22 protein-coding genes and 1 tRNA gene are annotated in these 21,920 nt (G+C 69.2%); 13 read left to right on the top strand and 10 right to left on the bottom strand.

Going from position 1 to position 21,920, the window contains the following annotated elements:
- Window positions 1-5 precede the first annotated feature (5 nt).
- The 3 genes from ACWPN8_RS03150 to ribA all read right to left on the bottom strand — a co-directional run bounded on the left by ACWPN8_RS03150 (window position 6) and on the right by ribA (window position 3,049).
- On the bottom strand, window positions 6-590 hold the full coding sequence (locus ACWPN8_RS03150) for a L,D-transpeptidase family protein (protein WP_492239885.1): 585 nt from the start codon (window positions 588-590) through the stop codon (window positions 6-8).
- Entirely contained in the window at window positions 587-1,570 is a 984-nt protein-coding gene (locus tag ACWPN8_RS03145; protein ID WP_492239884.1) for a hypothetical protein, read from the bottom strand. Before ACWPN8_RS03145 ends, ACWPN8_RS03150 begins: the two co-directional genes overlap by 4 nt.
- Before the next feature lie 216 nt (window positions 1,571-1,786).
- The gene (gene ribA, locus ACWPN8_RS03140; RefSeq protein ID WP_492241365.1) at window positions 1,787-3,049 is read right to left on the bottom strand and encodes a GTP cyclohydrolase II; all 1,263 of its coding nucleotides are present in this window, start codon (window positions 3,047-3,049) and stop codon (window positions 1,787-1,789) included.
- A gap of 292 nt (window positions 3,050-3,341) precedes the next feature.
- On the opposite strand from ribA, the gene ACWPN8_RS03135 reads away from it, so the two are divergent.
- Both ACWPN8_RS03135 and ACWPN8_RS03130 read left to right on the top strand, forming a co-directional pair.
- A complete protein-coding gene (locus tag ACWPN8_RS03135) occupies window positions 3,342-3,860 on the top strand; it encodes a glycosyl transferase (RefSeq protein WP_492239883.1) in 519 nt (172 codons plus the stop codon).
- A 137-nt stretch (window positions 3,861-3,997) separates the two neighbouring features.
- Window positions 3,998-4,702, top strand: a complete 705-nt coding sequence (locus ACWPN8_RS03130) for a response regulator transcription factor (RefSeq protein WP_109095845.1) — start codon at window positions 3,998-4,000, stop codon at window positions 4,700-4,702.
- 57 nt (window positions 4,703-4,759) lie between these two features.
- Here the strand turns inward: ACWPN8_RS03130 and ACWPN8_RS03125 are convergent, their stop codons facing one another.
- On the bottom strand, window positions 4,760-5,539 hold the full coding sequence (locus ACWPN8_RS03125; protein WP_492239882.1) for a hypothetical protein: 780 nt from the start codon (window positions 5,537-5,539) through the stop codon (window positions 4,760-4,762).
- Window positions 5,540-5,791: 252 nt separating this feature from the next.
- Here ACWPN8_RS03125 and ACWPN8_RS03120 point away from each other — a divergent pair, with 252 nt between their 5' ends.
- From ACWPN8_RS03120 to ACWPN8_RS03110, 3 genes are all read left to right on the top strand, one after another.
- Window positions 5,792-6,679, top strand: coding sequence for an MBL fold metallo-hydrolase (locus tag ACWPN8_RS03120; RefSeq protein WP_109452309.1), 888 nt, complete (start codon window positions 5,792-5,794; stop codon window positions 6,677-6,679).
- 203 nt (window positions 6,680-6,882) lie between these two features.
- Complete coding sequence (locus ACWPN8_RS03115; protein WP_492239881.1) at window positions 6,883-7,701, top strand: YcbK family protein; 819 nt, start codon at window positions 6,883-6,885, stop codon at window positions 7,699-7,701.
- Between the two features lie 40 nt (window positions 7,702-7,741).
- On the top strand, window positions 7,742-8,323 hold the full coding sequence (locus tag ACWPN8_RS03110; protein ID WP_492239880.1) for a histidine phosphatase family protein: 582 nt from the start codon (window positions 7,742-7,744) through the stop codon (window positions 8,321-8,323).
- A 57-nt stretch (window positions 8,324-8,380) separates the two neighbouring features.
- Here the strand turns inward: ACWPN8_RS03110 and xth are convergent, their stop codons facing one another.
- On the bottom strand, window positions 8,381-9,175 hold the full coding sequence (gene xth / locus ACWPN8_RS03105) for an exodeoxyribonuclease III (protein ID WP_492239879.1): 795 nt from the start codon (window positions 9,173-9,175) through the stop codon (window positions 8,381-8,383).
- Window positions 9,176-9,185: 10 nt separating this feature from the next.
- Window positions 9,186-9,869 (bottom strand): fumarylacetoacetate hydrolase family protein, encoded by a 684-nt coding sequence (locus ACWPN8_RS03100; RefSeq protein ID WP_109095850.1) that lies wholly within the window; start codon window positions 9,867-9,869, stop codon window positions 9,186-9,188.
- Window positions 9,870-10,279: 410 nt separating this feature from the next.
- Here ACWPN8_RS03100 and ACWPN8_RS03095 point away from each other — a divergent pair, with 410 nt between their 5' ends.
- Complete coding sequence (locus ACWPN8_RS03095; RefSeq protein WP_244560711.1) at window positions 10,280-10,774, top strand: MarR family winged helix-turn-helix transcriptional regulator; 495 nt, start codon at window positions 10,280-10,282, stop codon at window positions 10,772-10,774.
- A gap of 201 nt (window positions 10,775-10,975) precedes the next feature.
- Here the strand turns inward: ACWPN8_RS03095 and ACWPN8_RS03090 are convergent.
- Both ACWPN8_RS03090 and ACWPN8_RS03085 read right to left on the bottom strand, forming a co-directional pair.
- Window positions 10,976-11,066: transfer RNA gene (locus ACWPN8_RS03090), tRNA-Ser, on the bottom strand.
- 96 nt (window positions 11,067-11,162) lie between these two features.
- Window positions 11,163-11,957, bottom strand: coding sequence for an alpha/beta fold hydrolase (locus tag ACWPN8_RS03085; RefSeq protein WP_492239878.1), 795 nt, complete (start codon window positions 11,955-11,957; stop codon window positions 11,163-11,165).
- A gap of 115 nt (window positions 11,958-12,072) precedes the next feature.
- Here ACWPN8_RS03085 and ACWPN8_RS03080 point away from each other — a divergent pair, with 115 nt between their 5' ends.
- Both ACWPN8_RS03080 and ACWPN8_RS03075 read left to right on the top strand, forming a co-directional pair.
- Window positions 12,073-13,323 carry a glycosyltransferase family 4 protein gene (locus tag ACWPN8_RS03080; protein WP_492239877.1) on the top strand — a complete coding sequence of 417 codons (1,251 nt, stop codon included), beginning with the start codon at window positions 12,073-12,075 and terminating at the stop codon, window positions 13,321-13,323.
- Window positions 13,324-13,393: 70 nt separating this feature from the next.
- The gene (locus ACWPN8_RS03075) at window positions 13,394-14,272 is read left to right on the top strand and encodes a TIGR01459 family HAD-type hydrolase (RefSeq protein WP_395458693.1); all 879 of its coding nucleotides are present in this window, start codon (window positions 13,394-13,396) and stop codon (window positions 14,270-14,272) included.
- A gap of 62 nt (window positions 14,273-14,334) precedes the next feature.
- On the opposite strand, the gene ACWPN8_RS03070 is transcribed toward ACWPN8_RS03075, so the two are convergent.
- Window positions 14,335-14,652: a ribbon-helix-helix domain-containing protein gene (locus ACWPN8_RS03070; RefSeq protein WP_109047759.1), complete on the bottom strand. Its 318-nt coding sequence runs from the start codon at window positions 14,650-14,652 to the stop codon at window positions 14,335-14,337.
- A gap of 352 nt (window positions 14,653-15,004) precedes the next feature.
- Here ACWPN8_RS03070 and ACWPN8_RS03065 point away from each other — a divergent pair, with 352 nt between their 5' ends.
- The 4 genes from ACWPN8_RS03065 to ACWPN8_RS03050 all read left to right on the top strand — a co-directional run bounded on the left by ACWPN8_RS03065 (window position 15,005) and on the right by ACWPN8_RS03050 (window position 19,007).
- A complete protein-coding gene (locus ACWPN8_RS03065) occupies window positions 15,005-16,171 on the top strand; it encodes a hypothetical protein (protein ID WP_492239876.1) in 1,167 nt (388 codons plus the stop codon).
- A 10-nt stretch (window positions 16,172-16,181) separates the two neighbouring features.
- Complete coding sequence (locus ACWPN8_RS03060) at window positions 16,182-17,153, top strand: SH3 domain-containing protein (RefSeq protein ID WP_492239875.1); 972 nt, start codon at window positions 16,182-16,184, stop codon at window positions 17,151-17,153.
- Between the two features lie 252 nt (window positions 17,154-17,405).
- The gene (locus ACWPN8_RS03055) at window positions 17,406-17,672 is read left to right on the top strand and encodes a hypothetical protein (RefSeq protein ID WP_098740726.1); all 267 of its coding nucleotides are present in this window, start codon (window positions 17,406-17,408) and stop codon (window positions 17,670-17,672) included.
- A 156-nt stretch (window positions 17,673-17,828) separates the two neighbouring features.
- On the top strand, window positions 17,829-19,007 hold the full coding sequence (locus ACWPN8_RS03050) for a TIGR03862 family flavoprotein (RefSeq protein ID WP_395459792.1): 1,179 nt from the start codon (window positions 17,829-17,831) through the stop codon (window positions 19,005-19,007).
- A gap of 276 nt (window positions 19,008-19,283) precedes the next feature.
- Here the strand turns inward: ACWPN8_RS03050 and ahcY are convergent, their stop codons facing one another.
- On the bottom strand, window positions 19,284-20,582 hold the full coding sequence (gene ahcY, locus ACWPN8_RS03045; protein ID WP_109452311.1) for an adenosylhomocysteinase: 1,299 nt from the start codon (window positions 20,580-20,582) through the stop codon (window positions 19,284-19,286).
- A 232-nt stretch (window positions 20,583-20,814) separates the two neighbouring features.
- On the opposite strand from ahcY, the gene ACWPN8_RS03040 reads away from it, so the two are divergent.
- A complete protein-coding gene (locus ACWPN8_RS03040; RefSeq protein WP_109095858.1) occupies window positions 20,815-21,906 on the top strand; it encodes a PA0069 family radical SAM protein in 1,092 nt (363 codons plus the stop codon).
- Window positions 21,907-21,920 lie beyond the last annotated feature (14 nt).

Raw genomic sequence — 21,920 nt, 5'->3', positions numbered from 1 at the left:
CCGCCTCAACAGCAGGCGGCAGCATCGGAGACAGCCGGGTCGGCAACGCTGAGCGCACTGCCCGGCCCGCAGTCCTTCAGCAGCCGGAGCATGTCCTCGGGCGCCAGCGCGACGCAGCCCGCAGTTGGCGTCCGGTCGGGACGGACGAGGTGCAGGAACACGGCACTGCCCATTCCCGGCACCACCGGGTCGTCATTGTGCCCCATCACCACCACGATGTCGTAGACGTGGTCGTCCCGCCACATCTCCTCATGGCTGGCCGGATAGGGGCGAACGACAGGCCGGTTGTAGGCGGGATCCTCCGGCGCGTCGCACCAGCCATCCTGCTCGGCGATGGGGTGGAGCGGCAGCCCGGTCTCCGGCGGCGGCAGCCGGTCGGCGCGCCACAGCACGCGGCGCAGCGGGAACCGGCCGACGGGGGTGGCGCCGTCGCCCTCCCGCTTGTCGGGGCGGACACCGCCACGGCCCAGCACGCAGGGCGCCTCCCCGCCCGGCCAGCGCAGGCGGCCGGTGGTGACCGGACCGACGCCGTCGGGTCCGACCTTGTCGGTGCCGGGGCGATCCGGCGTCACACCGATCTCGATGCTCATCCCGAAACCCGCGTGGTGCTGGTGGCCGTCTGCGCCGCTTTGCGCGACTGCTCGTACTTGGCCAGATTGCGCATCATCGTCTCCGACAGCATGTCCGGCGTGACCGGAGCCGATCCGGCGGCCGGTGGCGCGGACGGCGCGGCGTCGCCCGGCTGGTCGGGGGCCGGCTGGGCGGGGGCCGGCTGCCCGGTGCCGGCCTGCGGCTGGCCACCATTGGCCGCCGTGGCACCGATGGCGCGGGCGGAGGCGGTCACCGCTCCCGGAACCGGCGCCGCAAAGCGGGGGGCACTGTGCTTCGCCAGGGCCGAACTGGCCAGCGGGGTGTCGCGCGCCGGCATCTTGCTGGGGTGCGGGGCGGCACCCGCGGCCAGCTGCGCGGTGAGGGCCGGCGAGGCCTCTGCCGATGTGGCTTTGGCAGCGGCCGGCGACGCGGCGGCAAGCCGGATCGGCTGTCCGGTGGCAGCGGGAGCCGGCGACAGTGCGGAGGCAAGGTCGGCCGGCTTGGCGGCGGCCAGCGCCGCGGCAAGCCCGGTGGCAGGCGCCTGTTGCGGCTCCGCGGGGGAACCGGACGCCGCCGGCCCCCCCGAGGCGTCCGCGACGGCGGTGGAGGCGGCGGGATGGTCACCTCCCCCAAAGCCGAGCGAAGCCATGACCGTCTCACCCACATCCTTGCCGGTCGCCTGTTCGATCACCGCGTTGGCGATGGAGGCCATGCCGCCGATCACGCCGCCATACAGCATGTCGCCCATGATCCGCATGGAGGGCTGGATGGTGTCGCCGGTGATCTCGCGATAGACGGTGCTGACGATCGGAATGTGCTGCAGCGGGTTGATGATGTCCAGGAAGTCCCAGAAGGACATGTCGCCCTGGATTTCCACCGGACCGCCATTGTGGCCGTCGTTGATGACCGACGACGCCTTCTCGCGCGGCACCGCACGCTGAACGGCGCTGCTGTCGATGGTGGTGGCGTCGATGGCCATGGGCGGTCTCCCGGCTCGGTGGTCACGACAGGTACAGCAAGCGCCGTGCCAAGCACCCGTGCCCGAACCGGAGCGGAATCACCCGTTTCGGGAGGTTCCGGACGGTCAGCACCCGGAATCCGATTCCCAGCACCGCAGGGACGGCAAGAGGTGCGGCAAGAACTGCCGGGCCGGCATGGCGATTCCTGCCTTGCCGGCCCAAGTTGGGCTGAAGGCTCAGAACATGTGGCCGCTGCGTTCCGCCTTGGTGCGGAGATAAGCCTCGTTGTGGCCGTTGGCGGGGAAGATGTGGGCCACACGTTCCACCACGGCGATGCCGCAGCGGGCGAGCTGGCGCAGCTTTTCCGGGTTGTTGGTCATCAGCCGGACCGAGTCGAAGCCAAGCTGCCGCAGCATCTCCGCCGCCGGCAGATAGACGCGCTCGTCGGCCTCGAAGCCGAGGATTTCGTTGGCGTCCACCGTGTCGAAGCCACGGTCCTGGATGCGGTAGGCGCGCAGCTTGTTGACCAGCCCGATGCCGCGCCCCTCCTGCGCCAGATACAGCAGCACGCCGCTGCCCTGCCGGGCGATCTCGGCGATGGCACCGCGCAGCTGGTCGCCGCAGTCGCAGCGCAGCGACCCCAGCAGGTCCCCGGTGAAGCATTCCGAATGCAGGCGGGCCAGCACCGGCTGCGCCGGATCGGGATCGCCGATGACGATCGCCAGATGCTCAGGCCCGCCATCGGCCGGGCGGAAGGCGTAGATGCGCGTGTTCTCCGACCCGACCAGCGGCACCCGCGCGTCGGCGACGCGACGCAGGGTCCGCACCACATGCACGCGGTAATCGGCAACGTCCGACGCCCGCACCAGTAGCAGGTCATGCTCCGCCGCCCACTCCGCAGCGCTGACCGCTGCGCGCCCTGAAAGCGGTGACGGCAGGTCGGCGGTGATGGCGGCGGGCAGCAGGCGGGCCAGCCGGGCGAGGTCCACCGCCGCGGCCTCGCGGCTGCCGGGGCAGGCCTCGATGGCGGTCAGGCCGGCCGGCAGCGCATGCTGGGCCTGCGGATATTGTTCGGGATCGGCCAGCGCATGGGCCTGGTCGGCCGTCAACCCGTCGGGCCGGTCGAGCGTCATGGCGCCGAATGCCTCCGCCGCCGCACCGGGCGCCTGATCGTCGGCGATGTCGCTCGCAGGCTGCGCCGCATCGGCGGCGGCCAGCCCCAGCACGACGGCGCGGCGGCGGGTGACCGCCAGCCGGGGAGTGCCGCCGGTCAGCGCCTTCAGCCGGTCCACCGTGTCGAGCGCCACCGACTCCACCGAGACCGCGGCGCCGATGGTGCCGTCGGCCGTCTCGATCGCCACCACCTCGCCCCGGCGCAGGGCGGCCAGAGCCCGATCGACGGCGCGCACGGCGGCCTCGTCGATCGGAGCCGCTTTGGGAGCTGCCGCGGGCGCGGACAGGGTGACCGTGGTGTTGGCGGAGGAGTGTTCGGCTTGCATCGTCAGCGGCTTTGCGTAGCGGGTGCGCCGGCTCCGGCGCGAAAAACGGGACATGGTGCGTTCGGCGGGCGAAGCAAAGCGCAGGTGGCGCGCCCCTGTCCAGCGATTCCCGCGCGCTACACCGTTGCCGAAGGCGCAACGATCCCGCCAGCCTCTCCCGCCCAGGACCCTTTTGGGACCGGATCGGGACGGAATGCCGGACGGAGTCGGCACCTCCAACGGGCCGCTCCGCCGCCGGAACCTTGGGCGTTAGGATGAAAGCCACAGCCCTTCAACCGGGAGCCCTTCCCCCGTGACCATCCGTTCGACGCCCCCCGGCCAGCCCGCTTCCGTGCATCTGGTGATGCCGGCCGATCTTCCGGCCCACGCCTATGGCCGCCGCATGGTCGAAGCGCTGCGCGCCGCCGGAGCCGGCATCACCATCCATGCCCTGCCCGGCCCGCACCCGCGGGTCGATCCGTCGGCGATCCTGGCGGCCGACGTCGCGCTGGCACGGCTGCCCGACGGCGCTCCGGTCCTGCTGGACGGCAACGCCCTGGCCAATCTCGCCGCCAGCCTGACGGCCGACAGCCGACGCCTGCGCTTCACCGCGCTGGTCGAGTGTCTGCATTGGGCAGACCCCGCGCTGCCCGCCGACGAGGCCGCGGCCCGCCGCAATCTGGAACAGGGGGCACTGGCGCTGATGCGCCGCATCGCGGTGCCGGACGATACGGTCGCCGCCGCCGTGCGGGAGCTGGGCGTTCAGCCCGACCGGGTCGTCCGTGCCGATCCGGACGCGGACGGGGCGGCGGCACTGCTGGCGGTTCTGTAAAGGCCCGGCTCTTCTCGCCACAAGCCATCACGACAATCAGCCGGCACCATGCTACTAAGGCGCGGCCTCGGCACTGCCACCGACGGCATCCGCCCCCCGATCCCGTGCCGCAGCCCCGTGCAGCCCCCATACAGCCCATGACCATCGCAAAGCGCATCCTCCTGGTCGACGACGACACCGCCCTGCGCCAGTCGCTGGCAGAACAGCTTCGGCTGCTGGAGGAGGTCGAGACCGAGGAAGCGGGCGACGGCGCCGGCGCGCTGAAGGCGGTTCGCACGGCGGCCGGGGCGGGAACCGGCTTTTCCGCCATCCTGCTCGATGTCGGGCTGCCGGACATGGACGGGCGCGACGTGTGCAAGCTGCTGCGGCGCGAGGGCGTGCGCTGCCCGGTCATCATGCTGACCGCATCGGCCAGCGACGCCGATACCATCCTGGGTCTGGAGTCCGGTGCCAGCGACTATGTGACCAAGCCCTTCCGCCTGGGCGTGCTGATCGCCCGCCTGCGTGCACAGTTGCGCCAGTTCGAGCAGACGGAGGACGCGGTCTTCGCCATCGGCCCCTACAGCTTCCGCCCCGGCGCCAAGCTGCTGTTGGACGAGGCCGCCAACCGCAAGATCCGCCTGACCGAGAAGGAAACGGCGATCCTGAAATACCTGTACCGTGCCGGCGACCTGGTGGTCGGGCGCGAAACCCTGCTGGGGGAGGTCTGGGGCTACAACGCCGCGGTCACCACCCACACGCTGGAGACCCACGTCTACCGCCTGCGCCAGAAGATCGAGGCCGATCCGTCGAATGCCCGCATCCTGGTGACGGAGCCCGGCGGCTATCGTCTGGTGCCCTAGTCACCGATCGACTGGGGCGCCGATCAACTTGGACCGCCGACCGACTGGGACCGCCGCTCACCGCCCGACGGGGGCCAGCCTCCGCCGGCTTCCCCTTTCGGCGATGGTGACCTCGCCGGCGAAACCCAGCCAGCGGTGACGCTCGCCCGCCTGGGGCTTGGCATTGGGCTTGACGTGGAGCCTGGACTGGGTGCTGCCCAGGCCGCAGGCGGAAGGACCGACCCACAGCCCGCGGCCGCGCGGCACCACCGGCAGCAGCCGCAGCTTGCGCCCGACGATCGCCATCCGGCGGCGCCAATGGGCGACGTCGTGCGGCGAAACGCCGACCCGGCGCGCGATCTCGCGATCCGACAGCAGCGCGCTGCCGGGGTCCTGCAACAGTTCCAGAACGGCGCGCCGCTTGTCGGTGTCGGCATGGCGGGAGTGCTTGCGCTCCAGCGCCTTGCCCATGTCCCACAGCTTCTCCGCGGTTTCGCGCGCCAGGGTGCGCCAGCGGTCGGCCTCCTCGCGCTGGCGATCGGCATCGCCCGCCGCCTTGTCGAGCTGCCGGCGCAGGGTGGCGAGTTCCAGTTCCAGATCCTTCACCTGCCGGCGCAGACCGCGCACCAGCTCGTCCGGCGGCGGCGGTGGAGCCGGTGCCGGGGCGGGTTCGGACGGGTGGACGGGCGGCGGTTCGGGAGCGGGCGGCACCGGGGTGCGTGCACGCTCCGCCAGATCGCGGAAGGACAGCCCGGCGCGGGACAGCATGATGCGGGCGGCGCGCAGTGCGGACAGCGCCTCGCCCTGATGCTCCGACTCGGCCATGGCGAGGACTTTGGCGAGCTTGTCAGGATCCATCCGCGTCGGGTTCCGCCGGAGCCGGTCCCCACCCGCGCGGGGACCTGAGAGAAGTCATGCCGCGCACCACGCGACGAGGCCCCAACCTACCACATCTTATGGGTTTGGACAGATGCCCTTCGTAGGGTGGCGACTCGCGACACGCCGCGTTCGAAAGCCTTGGCCGCCATCCGTGGAAGTCGCCCGGAAGAGAATAAGGGCGGGAGAGATTTACTAGACTTGGACAAGCTTGGCAGCCACGATGGCGCCGTCATGACCGTTCGTTCCACCATCAATCCCGCCCAACCGCCAGCCCAGGACGGGGCCGGCGGCGTTTCCCCCTTTGTCATGCGCTTCTGGGGAGTGCGCGGCAGCATCGCATCGCCCGGCCCGGCAACCGTGCGCTATGGCGGCAACACCGCCTGCATCGAGGTTCGCTGCGGCGGCACCCACATCGTCTTCGATTGCGGCACCGGCATCCGGCCTCTGGGCGAGTCGCTGTCGCGCGACGGCGGGCCGGTGAACATCGACCTGCTGCTGACCCACAGCCATCTCGACCACATCAGCGGCCTGCCCTTCTTCGCCCCGGCCTTCGATCCGGCCAGCCGGATTCGGCTGTGGGCCGGCCATCTGCCGCCGGAGCGGCCCTTCCGCACCGTGCTGGCCGACATGATGACGGCACCGCTTTTCCCGGTGCCGGTCGAGATCTTCCGCGCCGACTGCCAGTTCCGCGATTTCCAGGCTGGGCAAACGCTGGAGCTGGCGCCGGATGTCGTGGTGCGCACCTGCCGCCTCAATCATCCCGACGGCGCCACCGGTTACCGGGTGGATCATGGTGGCCGCAGCCTGTGCATCCTGACCGACACCGAGCATCCGGCCGAGGGCCGCGATCCGGTGATCCTGGACCTGCTGCGCGGTGCCGATGTGATGGTGTATGACAGCACCTACACCGATGCCGAATATCCGTCGCGCGTTGGCTGGGGCCATTCAACCTGGCAGGAATGCCTGCGGCTGGCCGAGGCCGCCGGAGTCGGCCGCGCGGTGATCTTCCACCACGATCCCGCCCGCACCGACGACGCGCTGGACGTCATCGCGGCGGAGGCGGAGGCAATGCGCCCCGGTTCGCTGGTCGCCCGCGAAGGGATGGAACTGTCCCTGTAAAAACCGGCAGGCTTCTTACCGATTGAATCCCCGACAATTGGATCTACTGACCAAAAGCGCTTGTGCGTGTTCAATGCGCCACAGGTTGCTTTGTCACACTGGCCTCCTGTGACAATCTTGGTATTAGATCGGTGTGCAACCCCGCCTGGATTGGGGCGGGCGGGGTCGTTGAAACGTGCAAAGCTCGGGGGAAAGCGATGCGCATGACCGGTCGTGCCTTGGGGATGCTTGCCGTGCTGACCGTCGCGACGCAGCTTGGCGGCTGCGCCACCGCACCACCGCTGGAAAGCGCGAAGCTGGATGGCGCCCCGCGCGGCGTGGTGCTGCACCACCCCGCCAGCGGCGAGACGACCTCCGTCACCTACTGGCGCCCCGGCGACGGATACGATCCGGCCGCCATGCGCGAGATCGCCGTCCTGTTCCGCGACCGCCGCAGCGACGAGGTGATCCCGGTCGATCCCGCCCTGGTCGACATGCTGGTGGAACTGCGCCAGCGCGTCGGCGCTCCGCCTGAGTCGCCGATCCGCATCACATCGGGCTACCGGTCGAGCGCCAGCAACGCCAGCCTCGCCCGCACCAACCCGAACGTCGCCGAGAACTCCTACCACATGCGCGGACAGGCGGCCGACTTCTCCATCGCCGGCATCCCGCCATCGCGTCTGGCGGAGGAGGCGGCGGCGATGCAGCGCGGCGGCTACGCGATGTACGCCCACACCGGCCATGTCCATGTCGACACCGGCCCTTTCCGCACCTGGACGCCGAAGACCGGCGAACCGCGCGCGCCGCAGATCCTGGAGGCGCAGGCCCGTGCCCGCGCCAAGTCCCAGGCGCTGGCCCAGAAGAGCGGCGGCAAGGGCCGCGTCCAACTGGCCGACGCGGGGGCCAAAGCGGGCAAGCCTCCGGCCAAGCCGACCAAGGCTCCGGGGAAATCGGCCGCCCTCGCGCCGCCCGATCTGTCGCGCGTCCGCGTTGCCCTGGCCCAGGTGAAGGAAATGCCGGTGCAGAAGACGGTGAAGCGCTAGACTGCCGGCGCCTCCCCATCACCCGCGTCCCGGTACCGTCATGACCACCCTGCTGATCCTCCGCCACGGCCCGACCTCCTGGAACGCCGAAGGGCGCATCCAGGGCAGCATCGACGAGCCGCTGTCCGACGCCGGCCGCGCACGGGTCGCCCGCTACCGTCTGCCGCCCGAGTCGGCCGGACTGCGCTGGGTCGCCAGCCCGAAGCGCCGCGCCTGGGAAACCGCCCTGCTGCTCGGGCTCGATCCCAGGCCGGAACCGCGGATCGTCGAGATGGATTGGGGCGAGTGGGAAGGCCAGCGCACCGAGGATCTGCGCGCCGACGGCCGCATGCCGGCCCGCCACGACCGGCTGGGGCTGGACTTCAAAGCACCCGGCGGTGAAAGCCCACGCGAGGTGCAGGACCGCCTGCGCTCCTGGCTCGCCGATCTGGCGGCGGAGGGTCATCCGACCGGTGCCGTCGCACACAACGGCATCCTGCGCGCACTCTATGCGCTCGCCACCGGCTGGGACATGCGCGACGACCCGCCGGAGGAACTGCGCAACGGCTGCGCCCACAGGTTCCGGCTGACCAGGGACGGCACGCCGGAACTGCTGCGGTTGAACATCGGCCTGCTCAAGTAAGGCTTTACCGGAGCGAGGGGGTGCGACCGCCCCCTCCCCCCGTCAGGCAGTCAGCCATCAGACATTTAGATCGACGATCACCGGCACATGGTCCGACGGCTTGGGTTCCCAGCCGCGGGCATCGCGCAGCACCTTGATGCCTTTCAGCGCGCCTTCGAGCGGCGGCGTCACCCAGATATGGTCAAGGCGCCGGCCACGGTTGGAGGCGGCCCAGTCCTTCGCCCGGTAGCTCCACCAGGTGTAGAGCTTCTCCTCCGGCGGAACGAAGCGGCGCAGGGCGTCGACCCAGCCGGCTGAAGCCTGCATCGCCGCCAGCTTCTCGACCTCGATGGGCGTGTGGGAGACCACGGACACCAATTCCCTATGGCTCCAGACATCCTGCTCCAGGGGCGCGATGTTCAGGTCGCCGACCAGCACCATCGGACGGTCGGGCGTCCGTTCCGTGCTGAGCCAGTGGGTCATCTCATCCAGGAACTGGAGCTTGTGGGCGAACTTGTCGTTCACCGCCGGGTCAGGGATGTCGCCGCCCGCCGGGATATAGACGCTGTGCAGCTCGATCCCGCCAGGCAGATGGGCCAGCGCGTGGCGGCAGTCCTGCTTGCCGCACCAATGCTGGACATCGTGCGAAGAGAAGGGCAGGCGCGACAGGATGGCGACGCCGTTGTAGCTCTTCATCCCGTGGATGTGGGCATGGACATAGCCGCGCTCCGCCAGCGGGGCGAGCGGGAAGTCGGCGTCCACCACCTTGGTTTCCTGCAGGCAGATCACGTCCGGCTGCTCCTCCTCCATCAGGCGGAGGAGGAGGTCCAGACGCATGCGGACCGAATTGATGTTCCAGGTCGCGATGCGCATCGGCGGCGGCTCAGGCGATGGTCAGGGTCAGGGTGCCGACGCCCTCGACCGCACCGGTCAGCACGTCGCCGGCCACCACCGCACCGACGCCCTCCGGCGTGCCGGTGTAGATCAGGTCGCCCGGCTGCAGTTCGACCAGCCCGGACAGGTAGGAGATCGTCTCCGCCACCGACCAGATCAGGTCGGACAGGTCCCCCTTCTGCCGCGGCTCGCCGTTCACCTGCAAGGTGACGCCCCCCTTGGCCGGGTGGCCGATGTCGGCGACGGTGCGGATTGCGGAGCAGGGAGCCGACTGGTCGAAGCCCTTGCCCATGTCCCAGGGCTTGCCTTCCTTCTTGGCGGCGTTCTGCAGGTCGCGCCGGGTCATGTCGAGCCCAACGGCATAGCCGAACACATGCTCCAGCGCGCGGTCGACCGGGATGTCGCGGCCGCCGGTGCCAATCGCCACCACCAGCTCGATCTCGTGATGCAGGTTGGCGGTCTTCGGCGGATAGGGGATGGTGGCGCCGTCGGCGACGATGGCATCGGCCGGCTTCATGAAGAAGAAGGGCGGCTCGCGGTCGGGATCGGCGCCCATTTCGCGCGCATGGGCGGCATAGTTGCGGCCGACGCAGTAGATACGCCGCACCGGGAACGGATCGCCGCCCGTGACGGGGACGGCCGGCTGGGACCACAGGGGAATGGCGAAGGCCATGGCATCGGCTCTCTGGTTGGGACACTGTCGAACAGCTAACCCGAAAGCCGCCAACGGACCAAGCGCCCAACCATCCGCCCTGCCCTGCAAAGCGCTTCAGCGTACCAGGGCGAGGTTCAGGGGGCCGGCTGGAAACGAAGACGCCCGGTCTGGGGGGGACCGGGCGTCGGAAGCTCCGATTCGGGAACCCGCGCGCGGCAGGGGAAACCGCAGGACGGGCGATCGGCGTCGAATCGGCGTCGATCACTTCTTGACTCTTCAAGATGGAATTTGTGCGCCCGCCCACCAATACGCCATGCGCATATCTGGTATGCATAGCCTATCGTCAGCTCAGTTCTTGCTGACAAACGAGAGCCATGCCCGCATTTTATCCGTTCATCCGATAATTCATCCAAAATATGGCATCCACGGTGACTGACAACGAGCGTTCCACCCCCGCCGACCGGCGGTCGCGTCTGCGGCCCGGAAAGAACGGCAAGCTTGCCCTCGGCCCCCTTCCCGAGCTTGTGGGTTACAACCTGCGCAAGGCTCAGGTCGCGGTGTTCCAGAGCTTCCAGAACGCGGTCGCTCCGCATGACATCACGCCCGGCCAGTTCGGCGTGCTGATCATGATCCGGGAGAATGAAGGCCTGTCGCAGTCCGATCTGGGCACGGCGGTCGGCATCGACCGGTCGACGATGGTCGCCGTGATCGACAGGCTCGAGTCGCGCGGCCTCGTCGTCCGCGCCCCGTCGCCCAACGATCGCCGTTCCTACGCACTGCGCCTGTCGCCGGAAGGCCAGACGCTGATGGACGACCTGATCCCGCGTGTCCAGGCTCATGACCAGGGCATGGTCAAGGACCTGTCCCCGGAAGAGCAGGCGCAGTTCATCGACTTCCTGCGCCGCGTGTCGCGGTCGAAGTAGGGGGAACTCCCCCTTTCGTTCCAGGCACCGGAAACGACTCACAGCCCGCCCCGCACCGGCAATCGCCAGGTGCGGGGCGGGCTTTTCTATTTTGGGTTCGCTGGATCACGGCTGCGGATGGTTCGCTGAAGAGCAGCGCAAAACGAAAAAGGCTCAGCTTGTCAGCTGAGCCTTTTTTTCGGGTTCAACCCGGAAACTTAGTGGCGGAGGGAGAGGGATTCGAACCCTCGATACGCTTTTGACGTATACACACTTTCCAGGCGTGCGCCTTCAACCACTCGGCCACCCCTCCGCAGAGGCCCGCGTTATAGCCAGAGGTTCGCGGGGATGCAAGCCTCTGTTTCACGTGGACGATGTTTTTTTGGCGGCACGCCGAACCGCTCCGATTTCATCCGCCGAATTCATCCACCAGGGCGCCGACGGTGCGGCACAACAGGTCCAGATCCTGGGGACGGGACAGGCGGTGGTCGCCGTCCTTCACCAGCGTGACACGGACATCGTCGCCGATCAGCGCTTCGGCGATCCTCAGGCTGAACTGCCATGGAACGTCAGGGTCGCGCTGGCCGTGCAGCAGGCGGACGGGGCCGTCGAAGGCGATGGGACCGCGCAGCAGCAGATGGGTGCGGCCGTCCTCGATCAGGGCGCGGGTGATCGGCTGCGGCTCGGGACCGTAGTCCGACGGGCGGTTCCAGACGCCCACCTCCATGATCCGCTGGCGGATGTCGGCGTCGAAGATGTCCCACATCAGGTCTTCGGTGAAATCGGGGGCCGGCGCGATGCCGACCAATCCAGAGACCCGCTCCGGCCGGCGGAGCGCAGTCAGCAGCATCATCCAGCCCCCCATTGACGAGCCGACCAGGATCTGCGGCCCGGTCGTCACCTCGTCCAGCACCGCAAGCGCATCGTCGGCCCACAGGCCGATGGTACCGTCGGCGAACCGCCCGCTGGAAGCGCCATGGCCCTGGTAGTCGAAGCGGGTGAAGGACAGGCCGCGCGCCACCGCCCAGGCTTCCAGGGCCGTTGCCTTGCCACCGGTCATGTCGGACATGAAGCCGCCAAGGAACATCACGCCCGGCTTGCCCCGCCCGGACGGGCCGGCAGGGGTGTGGTGATAGGCTATGGTCGCGGCACCGCGCGTTAGGCTATGGTGCGCGCCGCCCGGTTGGGCTGCGGTTTCGGTCATACGGTCACCTTCGACAACGGACACCGGCACGCGGTCGGGCACCGGGCTCGATGGGGCGCCGGCTTGCCGGGCCCCGCGGCCGGTCCCGGGCCGCCCCTTGCGAGCAGCCGGCATCATGGATTTCGACCCCCACCTTACCACCGACCATTCCCCACGCAACGCAGACGCCCATCAGGACGCTTCCGCCGGCCCTTGGCCAGACCATTGGCCGGGCGGGCGGGCGCCGACGGTGCTGCAGGTGGTGCCGACGTTGGTCACCGGCGGGGCGGAGCGCGGCTGCATCGACATGGCACTCGCCCTGCAGACCGCCGGTGGCACGCCCCTGGTGGCGTCGCAGGGCGGCCCGATGGTGCGGGAGTTGGACCGCGCCCGCATCGCCCATCTGACGCTGCCGCTGGCCTCCAAGAACCCGCTGACCATCCGCCGCAACGCCCGCCGGCTGGCCGCTATCATCCGCGAGCACAAGGTGGACATAGTCCATGCCCGCTCCCGCGCGCCGGCCTGGAGTGCGTGGCTGGCCTGCCGCGAGACGGGTGCGCGCTACATGACGACCTTCCACGCGCCCTACAATTTCGGTTCGGGGCCGGTCGGCGGGCGGCTGAAGCGCTGGTACAATTCGGTGATGGCGCGCGGCGAGCGGGTGATCGCCATCTCCGGCTTCATCCGCGACCATGTGCTGGGCAACTACCCGGTCGATCCGCAACAGGTGCGCGTCATCCACCGCGGCATCGACCGCGGCGTCTTCGCACCCGACCGGGTCAGCCCGACACGGCTGGTGACCCTTGCCAAGCAATGGAACCTGCCGGACGACCGGCCGGTGATCCTGCTGCCCGGCCGGCTGACCCGCTGGAAAGGCCAGATCGTGTTGATCGACGCGCTGGCCAAGCTGGGGCGCAAGGATGTGCTGGCCTTGCTGGTCGGCTCCGACCAGGGTCGCACCGGCTACCGGGAAGAGCTGGAGAACCGCATCGCCAATGCTGGCCTGCGCGGCGTGGTGCGGATGACCGACCATTGCAGCGACATGGCCGCGGCTTACCTGCTGTCGACGGTGGTCGTCTCCGCCTCGCGCGAGCCGGAAGCCTTCGGGCGGGTGATCGTCGAGGCTCAGGCGATGGGCAAGCCGGTGATCGTCTCGGCCATCGGCGCCTATCAGGAGACCGTCGTCCCCGGCGAAACCGCCTGGGTGGTGCCGCCGGACGATCCCGACGCGCTGGCCCAGGCGCTGGAGGAGGCGCTGTCGCTGACGCCGGAGCAACGGGACGCCATCGGCACCCGCGCCATGGCCTTCGTCGCCGACTGCTACACCAAGGACCGCATGTGCGCCGACACGCTGGCGGTTTACGCAGAGTTGCTACAACCACGCTGAGATCGGCCTATCGACGCAATCCGATCGATGCAATCCGATCTTTGTCCTTCCACCGAACCGACCGGACACCATGGCCGACATCCGACAGATTTCCGGCATCGCCGAGGTCATCGACCGCTATGACGGGTTCATCCTGGACCTCTGGGGCGTGCTGCATGACGGCGAGCAGCCTTATCCCGGCGTGCCAGACTGCCTGGACAGCATGCGAGCCGCCGGCAAGACAATTTGCCTGCTGTCCAATGCACCGCGCCGAACCACCGGCGTCATCGAGAAGCTGGACGGCATGGGGCTGGGGCGCGAGCGCTACCACCATGTCATGACCTCGGGCGAGGCGACCTACGAGGCCCTGCGCGACCGCGACGATCCCTGGCATGCCGCCCTCGGACGGCGGCTCTACCACATCGGACCGGAGCGCGACATCGATGTCTTCTCCGGGCTCGGCTATCGGGTTGCCGCTACGCCGGAGGACGCGGATTTCGTCGTCAACACCGGCATCGTCACCTTCGGCGAGACGGTTGCGGACTATCAGCCGCAGCTGGACGCGTGCCTGGCCGCAGGATTGCCGATGATCTGCGCCAACCCCGATCTGGTGGTGATGGTGGGACCGATGCTGGTGATCTGCGCCGGCACGCTGGCCGCCCGCTATGAGGAGATGGGCGGCGACGTGCGCCAGCACGGCAAGCCCCATGCCCCCGTCTATGAGCGCTGCTTCAAGCTGCTGGGCATCGCCGACAAGAGCCGCATCCTGGCGGTGGGCGACAGCCTGCGCACCGATGTCGCCGGTGCCAATGCCGCCGGGATCGATGTTGCACTGGTCACCGCAGGCATCCACCAGGAGGAACTGGGCGGTGCAGCCTGGGGGGCTTCGGTCGATCCGGTCAACCTGCGCGCCCTGGCCGATGCGTCGGGTCACATGCCGACCTACGCGGTTCCCAGCCTGCGCTGGTGAACCCGGTGGACGGGAGCGCATAGCCCGCTCCCGTCACCCCTGGCCCGTTATACCCGCCCTTGTCACTCCAGCGGAACGGCGTCGTCCATCGCCCTGCGCAGCAGAGGCGACTGACCATCTTCCGAAAAACCGCGCTGACCGATGGCGGTGCGGTAATAGCTGACGATGAAGACGCGGATGGAGGCAGTCAGGTTCGCCTCCCCACGCCGTTCGTCGATTTGGGTGCAGATTTCGTTGAGGGTCATCTGCTCCCGCTCACAGATTTCCTTCAGCGAATCCCAAATATACGGCTCCATTCTTAAACTGGTTCGGCGGCCGCTCACTTTGACATTGCGGCAGAGCAGCCCCGGTCCGTCTTTACCTCCGCCCGTGCCCTCCATCGGAAACCCCGTTCCCCATCCGTTGCGTGTCCCGATCTCTCGATACGGGGCCAATACATCCATTTGTGTGACCATATTGCAAGTGGCGTGTGGCGTCCAAGTCCAATTCGACCCATGGGTGCGGATTGACGCGACAATCCGGCGCAGGCGGGTATTGCATCCAACCACAGATCGACAGGTTGCCGGGAAAAGCCGCTTCCCTTGGCCGGAACCTTCGCTATACCAGTGCCGGACGGCGGACATTGGACGGCGGACACGGGGGGAAGGATCGGCGATGAAGCGACCGGGGAACGGACAATTCGCGGCCCGCATCGCAGCCGGTGCCGGGCCGGGCCTCGGGGCAGGCCCAAGAGTGAGCCTGGGCGCAACCCTCATCGCCGGCTGGGTCGCACTAGGTGCACCGGTCGAGGGTGCCCGGGCTGCGGAGGCCACCGCCACCGCCACCGCCACCGCCACCGCCACCGCCAAGGTTCCCACGGTCGAGACGATCCCGGACTCCCTCCTGCGTGCGCGGATCGAAGCGCTGCTGCCCGCCCCCTGGCGCATCGAGTCGCTGAGCGTCGAACCGCTGCCGGAACCGCCATCTTCGGAACCGCAGATGGCGGCACGGGTCAGCGCCAAGCTGGTTCTGGGCGGGCCGACCTATCTGGTGGACAGCCGTGAAGGGCCGGTGACCTTCCTGCGCCCGGCGGCGGAGGCCGGACTGAGCAAGAATTGGGTGGCGACGGCGCTCGCCACCCGCGGTGCCGGCGGATGGACGGTGGCGCTGACGCCACAGTCCCCCGGCCTGCTCGACGGCATCGGCAAGCCGGCTGCCGAACTGCCCGGCCGCACGGTCGTGCTGGGCACACCCGAAGCCAAAAACCTGCGCGAGCAGCTGGATCGCGACGCCGCCCAGCGGCTGGCCGAGGACAGCGAACGCCGGCGGCGCGAGGAGGAAAGGCTGGCGCAGCAGACCGCCGCCGCCAAGGCCGAAGCCGCCCGCGCCGAAACGGAGCGCCGGGCGGTCGAGGCGCGCATCGCCCAGGTCGCCGACCTGCGCGGCAAGCTGACCGGCACGGACCGCGCGGCACGGCTGGTCGCTTTCGAAGCGGCGCTGGGCGGCAACGACCCGGCGCTGCGCCAGACGGCGATGGAGGCGGCGCTGCAAAGCCGCGACCCGGTGGTCGCCAACCTCGCGCTGAAGGACTGGATCGCCCGACACCGCGCCGTCCCGGTCCAGCTCTACGCCACCAAGGAGGATCCGAGTTCCGAGGTGGTGGTGCAGAATCTGGGACCGATGACACTGGAGATCGACGGGTTCAGCCCGGTCAACGGCGCGCTGGCCGGCAAGCTGGGCGCGCCCGGCTACAGCATCGCGCGTTCGTCCAGCATCATCGGCACCCTGGCGCAGACCGAACTGGCGGTGAACTCCTTCGGTTGCGCGCTGACCCTGCGGCTGGCCGAACACCGGACGCTCGACGGGCTTCTGCGCTGTCAGACGCTGCCGACGCTGATCGCCCGCATCACGCTCGACTGAGGAGGGGGTGATGGCTGGAGCGCGGCTGATCGCCTGGCTGCGGATCGCGGCACCGGCCCTGCTGCTGGGCGGCCCGTTCGGCTGCCCGGCCGGCGCGCTGGCGGACAGCGCGGCCGAACGGCTGACCCCGTCGCCCGCCCCCATCGTCGCCCTTCCCCGCCTGACGCCGGCACAGGCGCTTTCCCCACCCCTGACCCCCGGCGTGGTCTGGGAGCATCCCCCGGAAGCCCCCGGTCCCTTGTCGGGCCCGCTCTTACCGCCCGGCCTGCAACCCGCTCCGCCCCCGGTAGCGGCCGCAGCCGCGAAGGCGCCCGATCCCAAGGCCGCGGAGGCACCGCCGGCCGTCAGGATTCCACCGCTGCCGGCGATGAAGCCACAGGTCGAGGTAGCGCCCCAAGCTGTCGCCAAGGAGCCGGCTTCACAGGAAGCCCCTGCCAGGCAGCCTTCGGTCGTTCCCGCACAGCGGCCGATGACCGCCACCGCCGGCATCTACCTGCGGGCGACGCCGGACGCCAAGGGCCGGGTCCTCGACACGGTGGAAAAGGGCGAGCGGGTGACGGCCTTCGGCACGCCGTCCGACGGCTGGCAGCGGATCGGCCGAAGCGGCAAGCCGCAGGGCTACGTCACCAGCGCCTATCTGGCCGAAGCCGTGCCCACGCGGACTGCCGGCACCGAGCCCGCAACCGCCGCAAAGCCCGACCGCTACGCCAGGGCCGACCGCGAGGACCGCGGCTGCGCCCTGCCCGACGACCTGCCCGGACGGGTGCAGCGGCCAAAGCTTTCCAGGGGAACCGTCGCCCGGCTGCGGGCCGCCGGCAATCTGCGGGTCGCCCCGGTCTGCGACGCCAAGGTGCTGGATGTGCTGGAGGCCGGCGAACGCGTCACCGTGCTGGAGGCCGTCGGCGGCTGGTACAAGGTGGGGCGGAAAGGCAAGGCGCTGGGCTATGTCGGCGCTCCCCTGCTGGCCCCCGTCGCACGCTGAAGCGGCCTCCTTCCACCGCCCCCTCCATGGCCGGTACGAGGCTACCCGGAAGGACCCGCCCCGGCCCCCCGTGAAGGGGCTTGTTCGGCCGTGAAAAAGGATTCTACAACAAGGGGGAGGCCGAACTTTCGCGGACGAACGGAGCCCCCGACGCGCCCGTTTCCTCCGACGGTTCGGCCACCCCCGCCGGCCATGCGGCGCCGGTCCGGCCGGGCGGGGACGCGAAGCACGACCGGAACGAGGATTCACACGATGTCGACCCAACACAAACAAGCCATGGACGCGGTCCTGCAGGCCGCCGCGCACGACATCGTCGGCACCCTTCAGGAGCGGGACATCACCGACCGCCACAGCGAGGAAGGGGATCTCGTCGTCCTCGACGTCGCCATCCTGCATGCCTACCGCATCTTCATGCGCATCTGCGAGGAGAACGGCCTGGAGGTCGATGCCGGCTATTTCGCCGACCTCGCCGCCGATCTGGCCGAGGAAGTGGCCCAGGACCAGGATTACGAGGACTGATCCGCGGGGAACCGAGGCCGAGCCCCGCATGCCCCCGCCCGTGCCCCTGCCCGCGCAGCATGGGATGGGCGGGGGCGATCCCTTTCGTGAAAGCGTTTCCAAGTGCCCCACCTCACCCCTGACGTGGCGATCGTCGGCGCCGGCCCCGCCGGGTTGATGGCGGCGGAGATCGCCGCGGCCGCCGGCCTGCGGGTCGCCGTGTTCGACCACACGCCCACCCCGGCGCGCAAGCTGCTGCTGGCCGGGCGCGGCGGGCTGAACCTGACCCATTCGGAGCCGCTCGACCGCTTCCTGCCGCGCTATGGCGCCGCCGAGCCACTGTTCCGCCGCCTGCTGGCCGGCTTCTCGCCCGACGCCCTGCGCGGCTGGGCGGCCGGGCTGGGCATCGAGACTTTCATCGGCAGCAGCGGCCGTGTCTTCCCGGTGCAGATGAAGGCCTCCACCCTGGTGCGCGCCTGGCTGCGGCGGCTGGACGGTCTGGGCGTGACCCTGCACAGCCGCCATCGCTGGACCGGCTGGGACGCGACCGGCGCCCTGACCTTCCGCCAGGGCGAGGAAAGCGTGACCGTCGCCCCGCGCGCCACCCTGCTGGCGCTGGGCGGGGCGAGCTGGCCGCGCACCGGGTCGGACGGCGGCTGGGTTCCGCTGCTGGAAGGGCTGGGGGTGGAGGTCGCACCGCTGGTTCCCTCCAACATGGGCTTCGAGGTGCCCTGGTCCGATCACCTGCGCGACCGCTTCGCCGGCCAGCCGGTGAAGAGCGTCGGTCTCTCCGCTGCCGGCCGGCGCCTGAAGGGCGAATTCGTCATCACCGAAACCGGGATCGAGGGCGGGGCGGTCTATGCGCTGAGCGCGCCGCTGCGCGACGCCATCGCCGCGGAGGGGTGGGCGACCCTGACGCTGGATCTGCTGCCGGACATGGCCGAGGCCGAACTGGTCAAGCGCCTGCGCCGCCGCGGTGCGGAGTCGCTGTCCACCTTCCTGAAGAAGTCGCTGTCCCTGACCGGCCCGCGCGCCGCCCTGCTGCGCGAGTTCGCCCCCGCCGCCGACCTGACCGACCCGGCGGCTTTGGCCCGCCAGATCAAGGGGCTGTCGATGGTGCTGACCGGCGTCCGCCCCATCGAGCGGGCGATTTCCACGGCCGGCGGCGTCCGCCTGTCGGAGCTGGACGAGCGGTCGATGCTGACCCGCCGCCCCGGCCTGTTCCTGGCCGGCGAAATGCTGGACTGGGAGGCGCCGACCGGCGGCTACCTGTTGCAGGGCTGCTTCGCCATGGGCGTGGCGGCCGGCACGGGAATGGTGGAGTGGCTGGGAATGAAGGACTCGGACGCGGAGTGACTTCGGCTTCGGTGGAAATTCTGAATGCCGGGGCAATATTGACACGGATGTCACGGATTTAGACACGGATTACACGGATTTTCTTTTTGGCCTGCCAAAGCCGACGTTCTTTGGCTGGAAGCAACCTTTCCGGATAACATCCGTGAAATCCGTGTTCAAATCCGTGACATCCGTGTCGACCTTGCCTGCCTCCCCTGCTCCTCACAAGAGACCTACACTCCAAAGAAAAAGGGCCGCCCCACCGGGACGGCCCTTTTTTCTTAATCCCGCAACCGCTTAGTAGCGGTAGTGGTCCGGCTTGTACGGGCCGGCGGTCGGCACGCTGATGTAGGCGGCCTGCTTGTCGGTCAGGGTGGTCAGCTTGGCGCCGATCTTGTCCAGATGCAGGCGGGCGACCTTCTCGTCCAGGTGCTTGGGCAGGACGTAGACCTTGTTCTCGTAGTTGGCGGCGTTGGTCCACAGCTCGATCTGGGCCAGCACCTGGTTGGTGAAGCTGGCGCTCATCACGAAGCTGGGGTGGCCGGTGGCGCAGCCCAGATTGACCAGACGGCCCTGGGCCAGCACGATCAGGCGCTTGCCGTCGGGGAACACGACCTCGTCGACCTGCGGCTTGACCTCTTCCCAGACCAGATTGCGCAGGGCGTCGATCTGGATCTCGCTGTCGAAGTGGCCGATGTTGCAGACGATGGCGCGGTCCTTCATGGCCCGCATGTGGTCGATCGTGATGACGTCGACGTTGCCGGTGGCGGTGACGAAGATGTCGCCCTGCGGAGCGGCATCCTCCATCGTCACGACCTGATAGCCTTCCATCGCCGCCTGGAGCGCGTTGATCGGGTCGATCTCCGTCACCAGGACGCGCGCACCCTGCGAACGCAGGCTGGCGGCCGAGCCCTTGCCCACGTCGCCATAGCCGGCGACCACGGCGACCTTGCCGGCGACCATGACGTCGGTGGCGCGCTTGATGCCGTCGACCAGCGACTCGCGGCAGCCATAGAGGTTGTCGAACTTCGACTTGGTGACGCTGTCGTTCACGTTGATGGCCGGAACCTTCAGCGTGCCCTTCTTCATCATCTCATAGAGACGATGGACGCCTGTGGTGGTCTCCTCCGACAGGCCGCGGACGCCGTCCAGCATCTCCGGATACTTGTCGTGCATGATCTGGGTGACGTCGCCGCCATCGTCCAGGATCATGTTCGGGGTCCAGCCATCCGGGCCGCGCAGCGTCTGCTCGATGCACCACCAGAACTCCTCCTCCGTCTCGCCCTTCCAGGCGAAGACCGGGATGCCGGCGGCGGCGATGGCGGCGGCGGCCTGGTCCTGGGTCGAGAAGATGTTGCAGGAGGACCAGCGCACGGTGGCGCCGAGTGCCGTCAGCGTCTCGATCAGCACGGCGGTCTGGATGGTCATGTGCAGGCAGCCGACGATGCGGGCACCGGCCAGCGGCTTGGAGGCGCCGAATTCCGACCGCAGGGCCATCAGGCCCGGCATCTCGGTCTCGGCGATGGTGATCTCCTTGCGGCCCCAGTTCGCGAGGCTGATGTCCTTGACCTTGTAGTCCGTGAATTCGGCGGCCATGAGGGATGACTCCTGGTGGGCGGTGACGGTCGGGCAGCGGAATTCCAGGCGCGCCGGATCCCCGGCCCTGCCGCTGTCATTGGCCATGGATGTATCAGCGCTCCCGGAACCATGCAAGCATAAAGATATCTTTATGTTTGTTCGGTGGCGGAAGCAATGACGGCGCCAAGCGATATGGCCAAACCGCGTTTGTTCGCTTTACGTTCCATTTCGCCCCGTCTAAGCTGCCGGTATGGACGAGATACGGCGATCCCCGATCAAAGGCCGCGGGGCGGTCAGCAACGCCACCGGGCGGTTCGAGCGCGAGACCCGCGTCCTGACCGACGACGGCTGGACCGGCTATGCCGAGAGCGGCAACGAGGCGCTGTCCGACCCGGTCCGCACCAGCGTCTCGCCGGCCTCGGCCAAGTCGATCATCGCCAGCAACCAGTCGCCCGACATCCCGTTCGACCGTTCGCTGAACCCGTACCAGGGCTGCGAGCATGCCTGCATCTACTGCTTCGCCCGGCCGACCCATGCGTATCTCGGCCTGTCGCCGGGGCTGGATTTCGAGACCAAGCTGTTCGCCAAACGCAACGCGGCGGAGCTGCTGGCCAAGGAGTTGCGGGCGAAATCCTATGTCTGCCAGCCGCTGGCGCTGGGGGCGAACACCGATCCCTACCAGCCCATCGAGCGGACGGAGGGCATCACCCGACGGGTGCTGGAGGTCTGCCGCGACTTCAACCAGCCGGTCAGCATCATCACCAAGTCGGCGCTGGTCCTGCGCGACCTCGACATATTGGCGCCGATGGCCGCTCAGGGGCTGGCATCGGTCGCGGTCTCGGTCACGACGCTGGACCGCGATCTCGCCCGGACGATGGAGCCGCGGGCCAGCACCCCGCCGCGCCGGCTGGAGGCGATCCGCGCCCTGTCGGAGGCTGGCGTGCCGGTGGCGGTCCTCGCCAGCCCGATGATCCCGGCGCTCAACGACCATGAGCTGGAAGCCATCCTGGAGGCGGCGGCCGGCGCCGGGGCAACCACCGCCAACTATATCCTGCTGCGCCTGCCGCTGGAGATCGCCGACCTGTTCGAGGAATGGCTGCGCGTCCATGCCCCCAACCGCGCCGACCGCGTGCTGAGCCTGATACGGCAGAGCCGCGACGGCGCGCTCTACCGCTCCGGCTTCGGCACACGGATGAAGGGCACCGGCCCCTATGCCGAGCTGCTGCGCCACCGCTTCAAGCTGGCCTGCCGGAAGCAGGGGCTGGGCGGCCGGAGCTGGCAGCTCGATTGCAGCCGTTTCCGGGTGCCGCCGGCGGTGGGGGACCAGCTGTCGCTTCTGTGAGGGGATGGAACGGC

Source organism: Azospirillum sp. UENF 112521, from assembly GCF_058780665.1.
The sequence above is the reverse complement of the archived record's forward strand: the minus strand, read 5'-3'. Positions and strand labels throughout refer to the sequence as shown.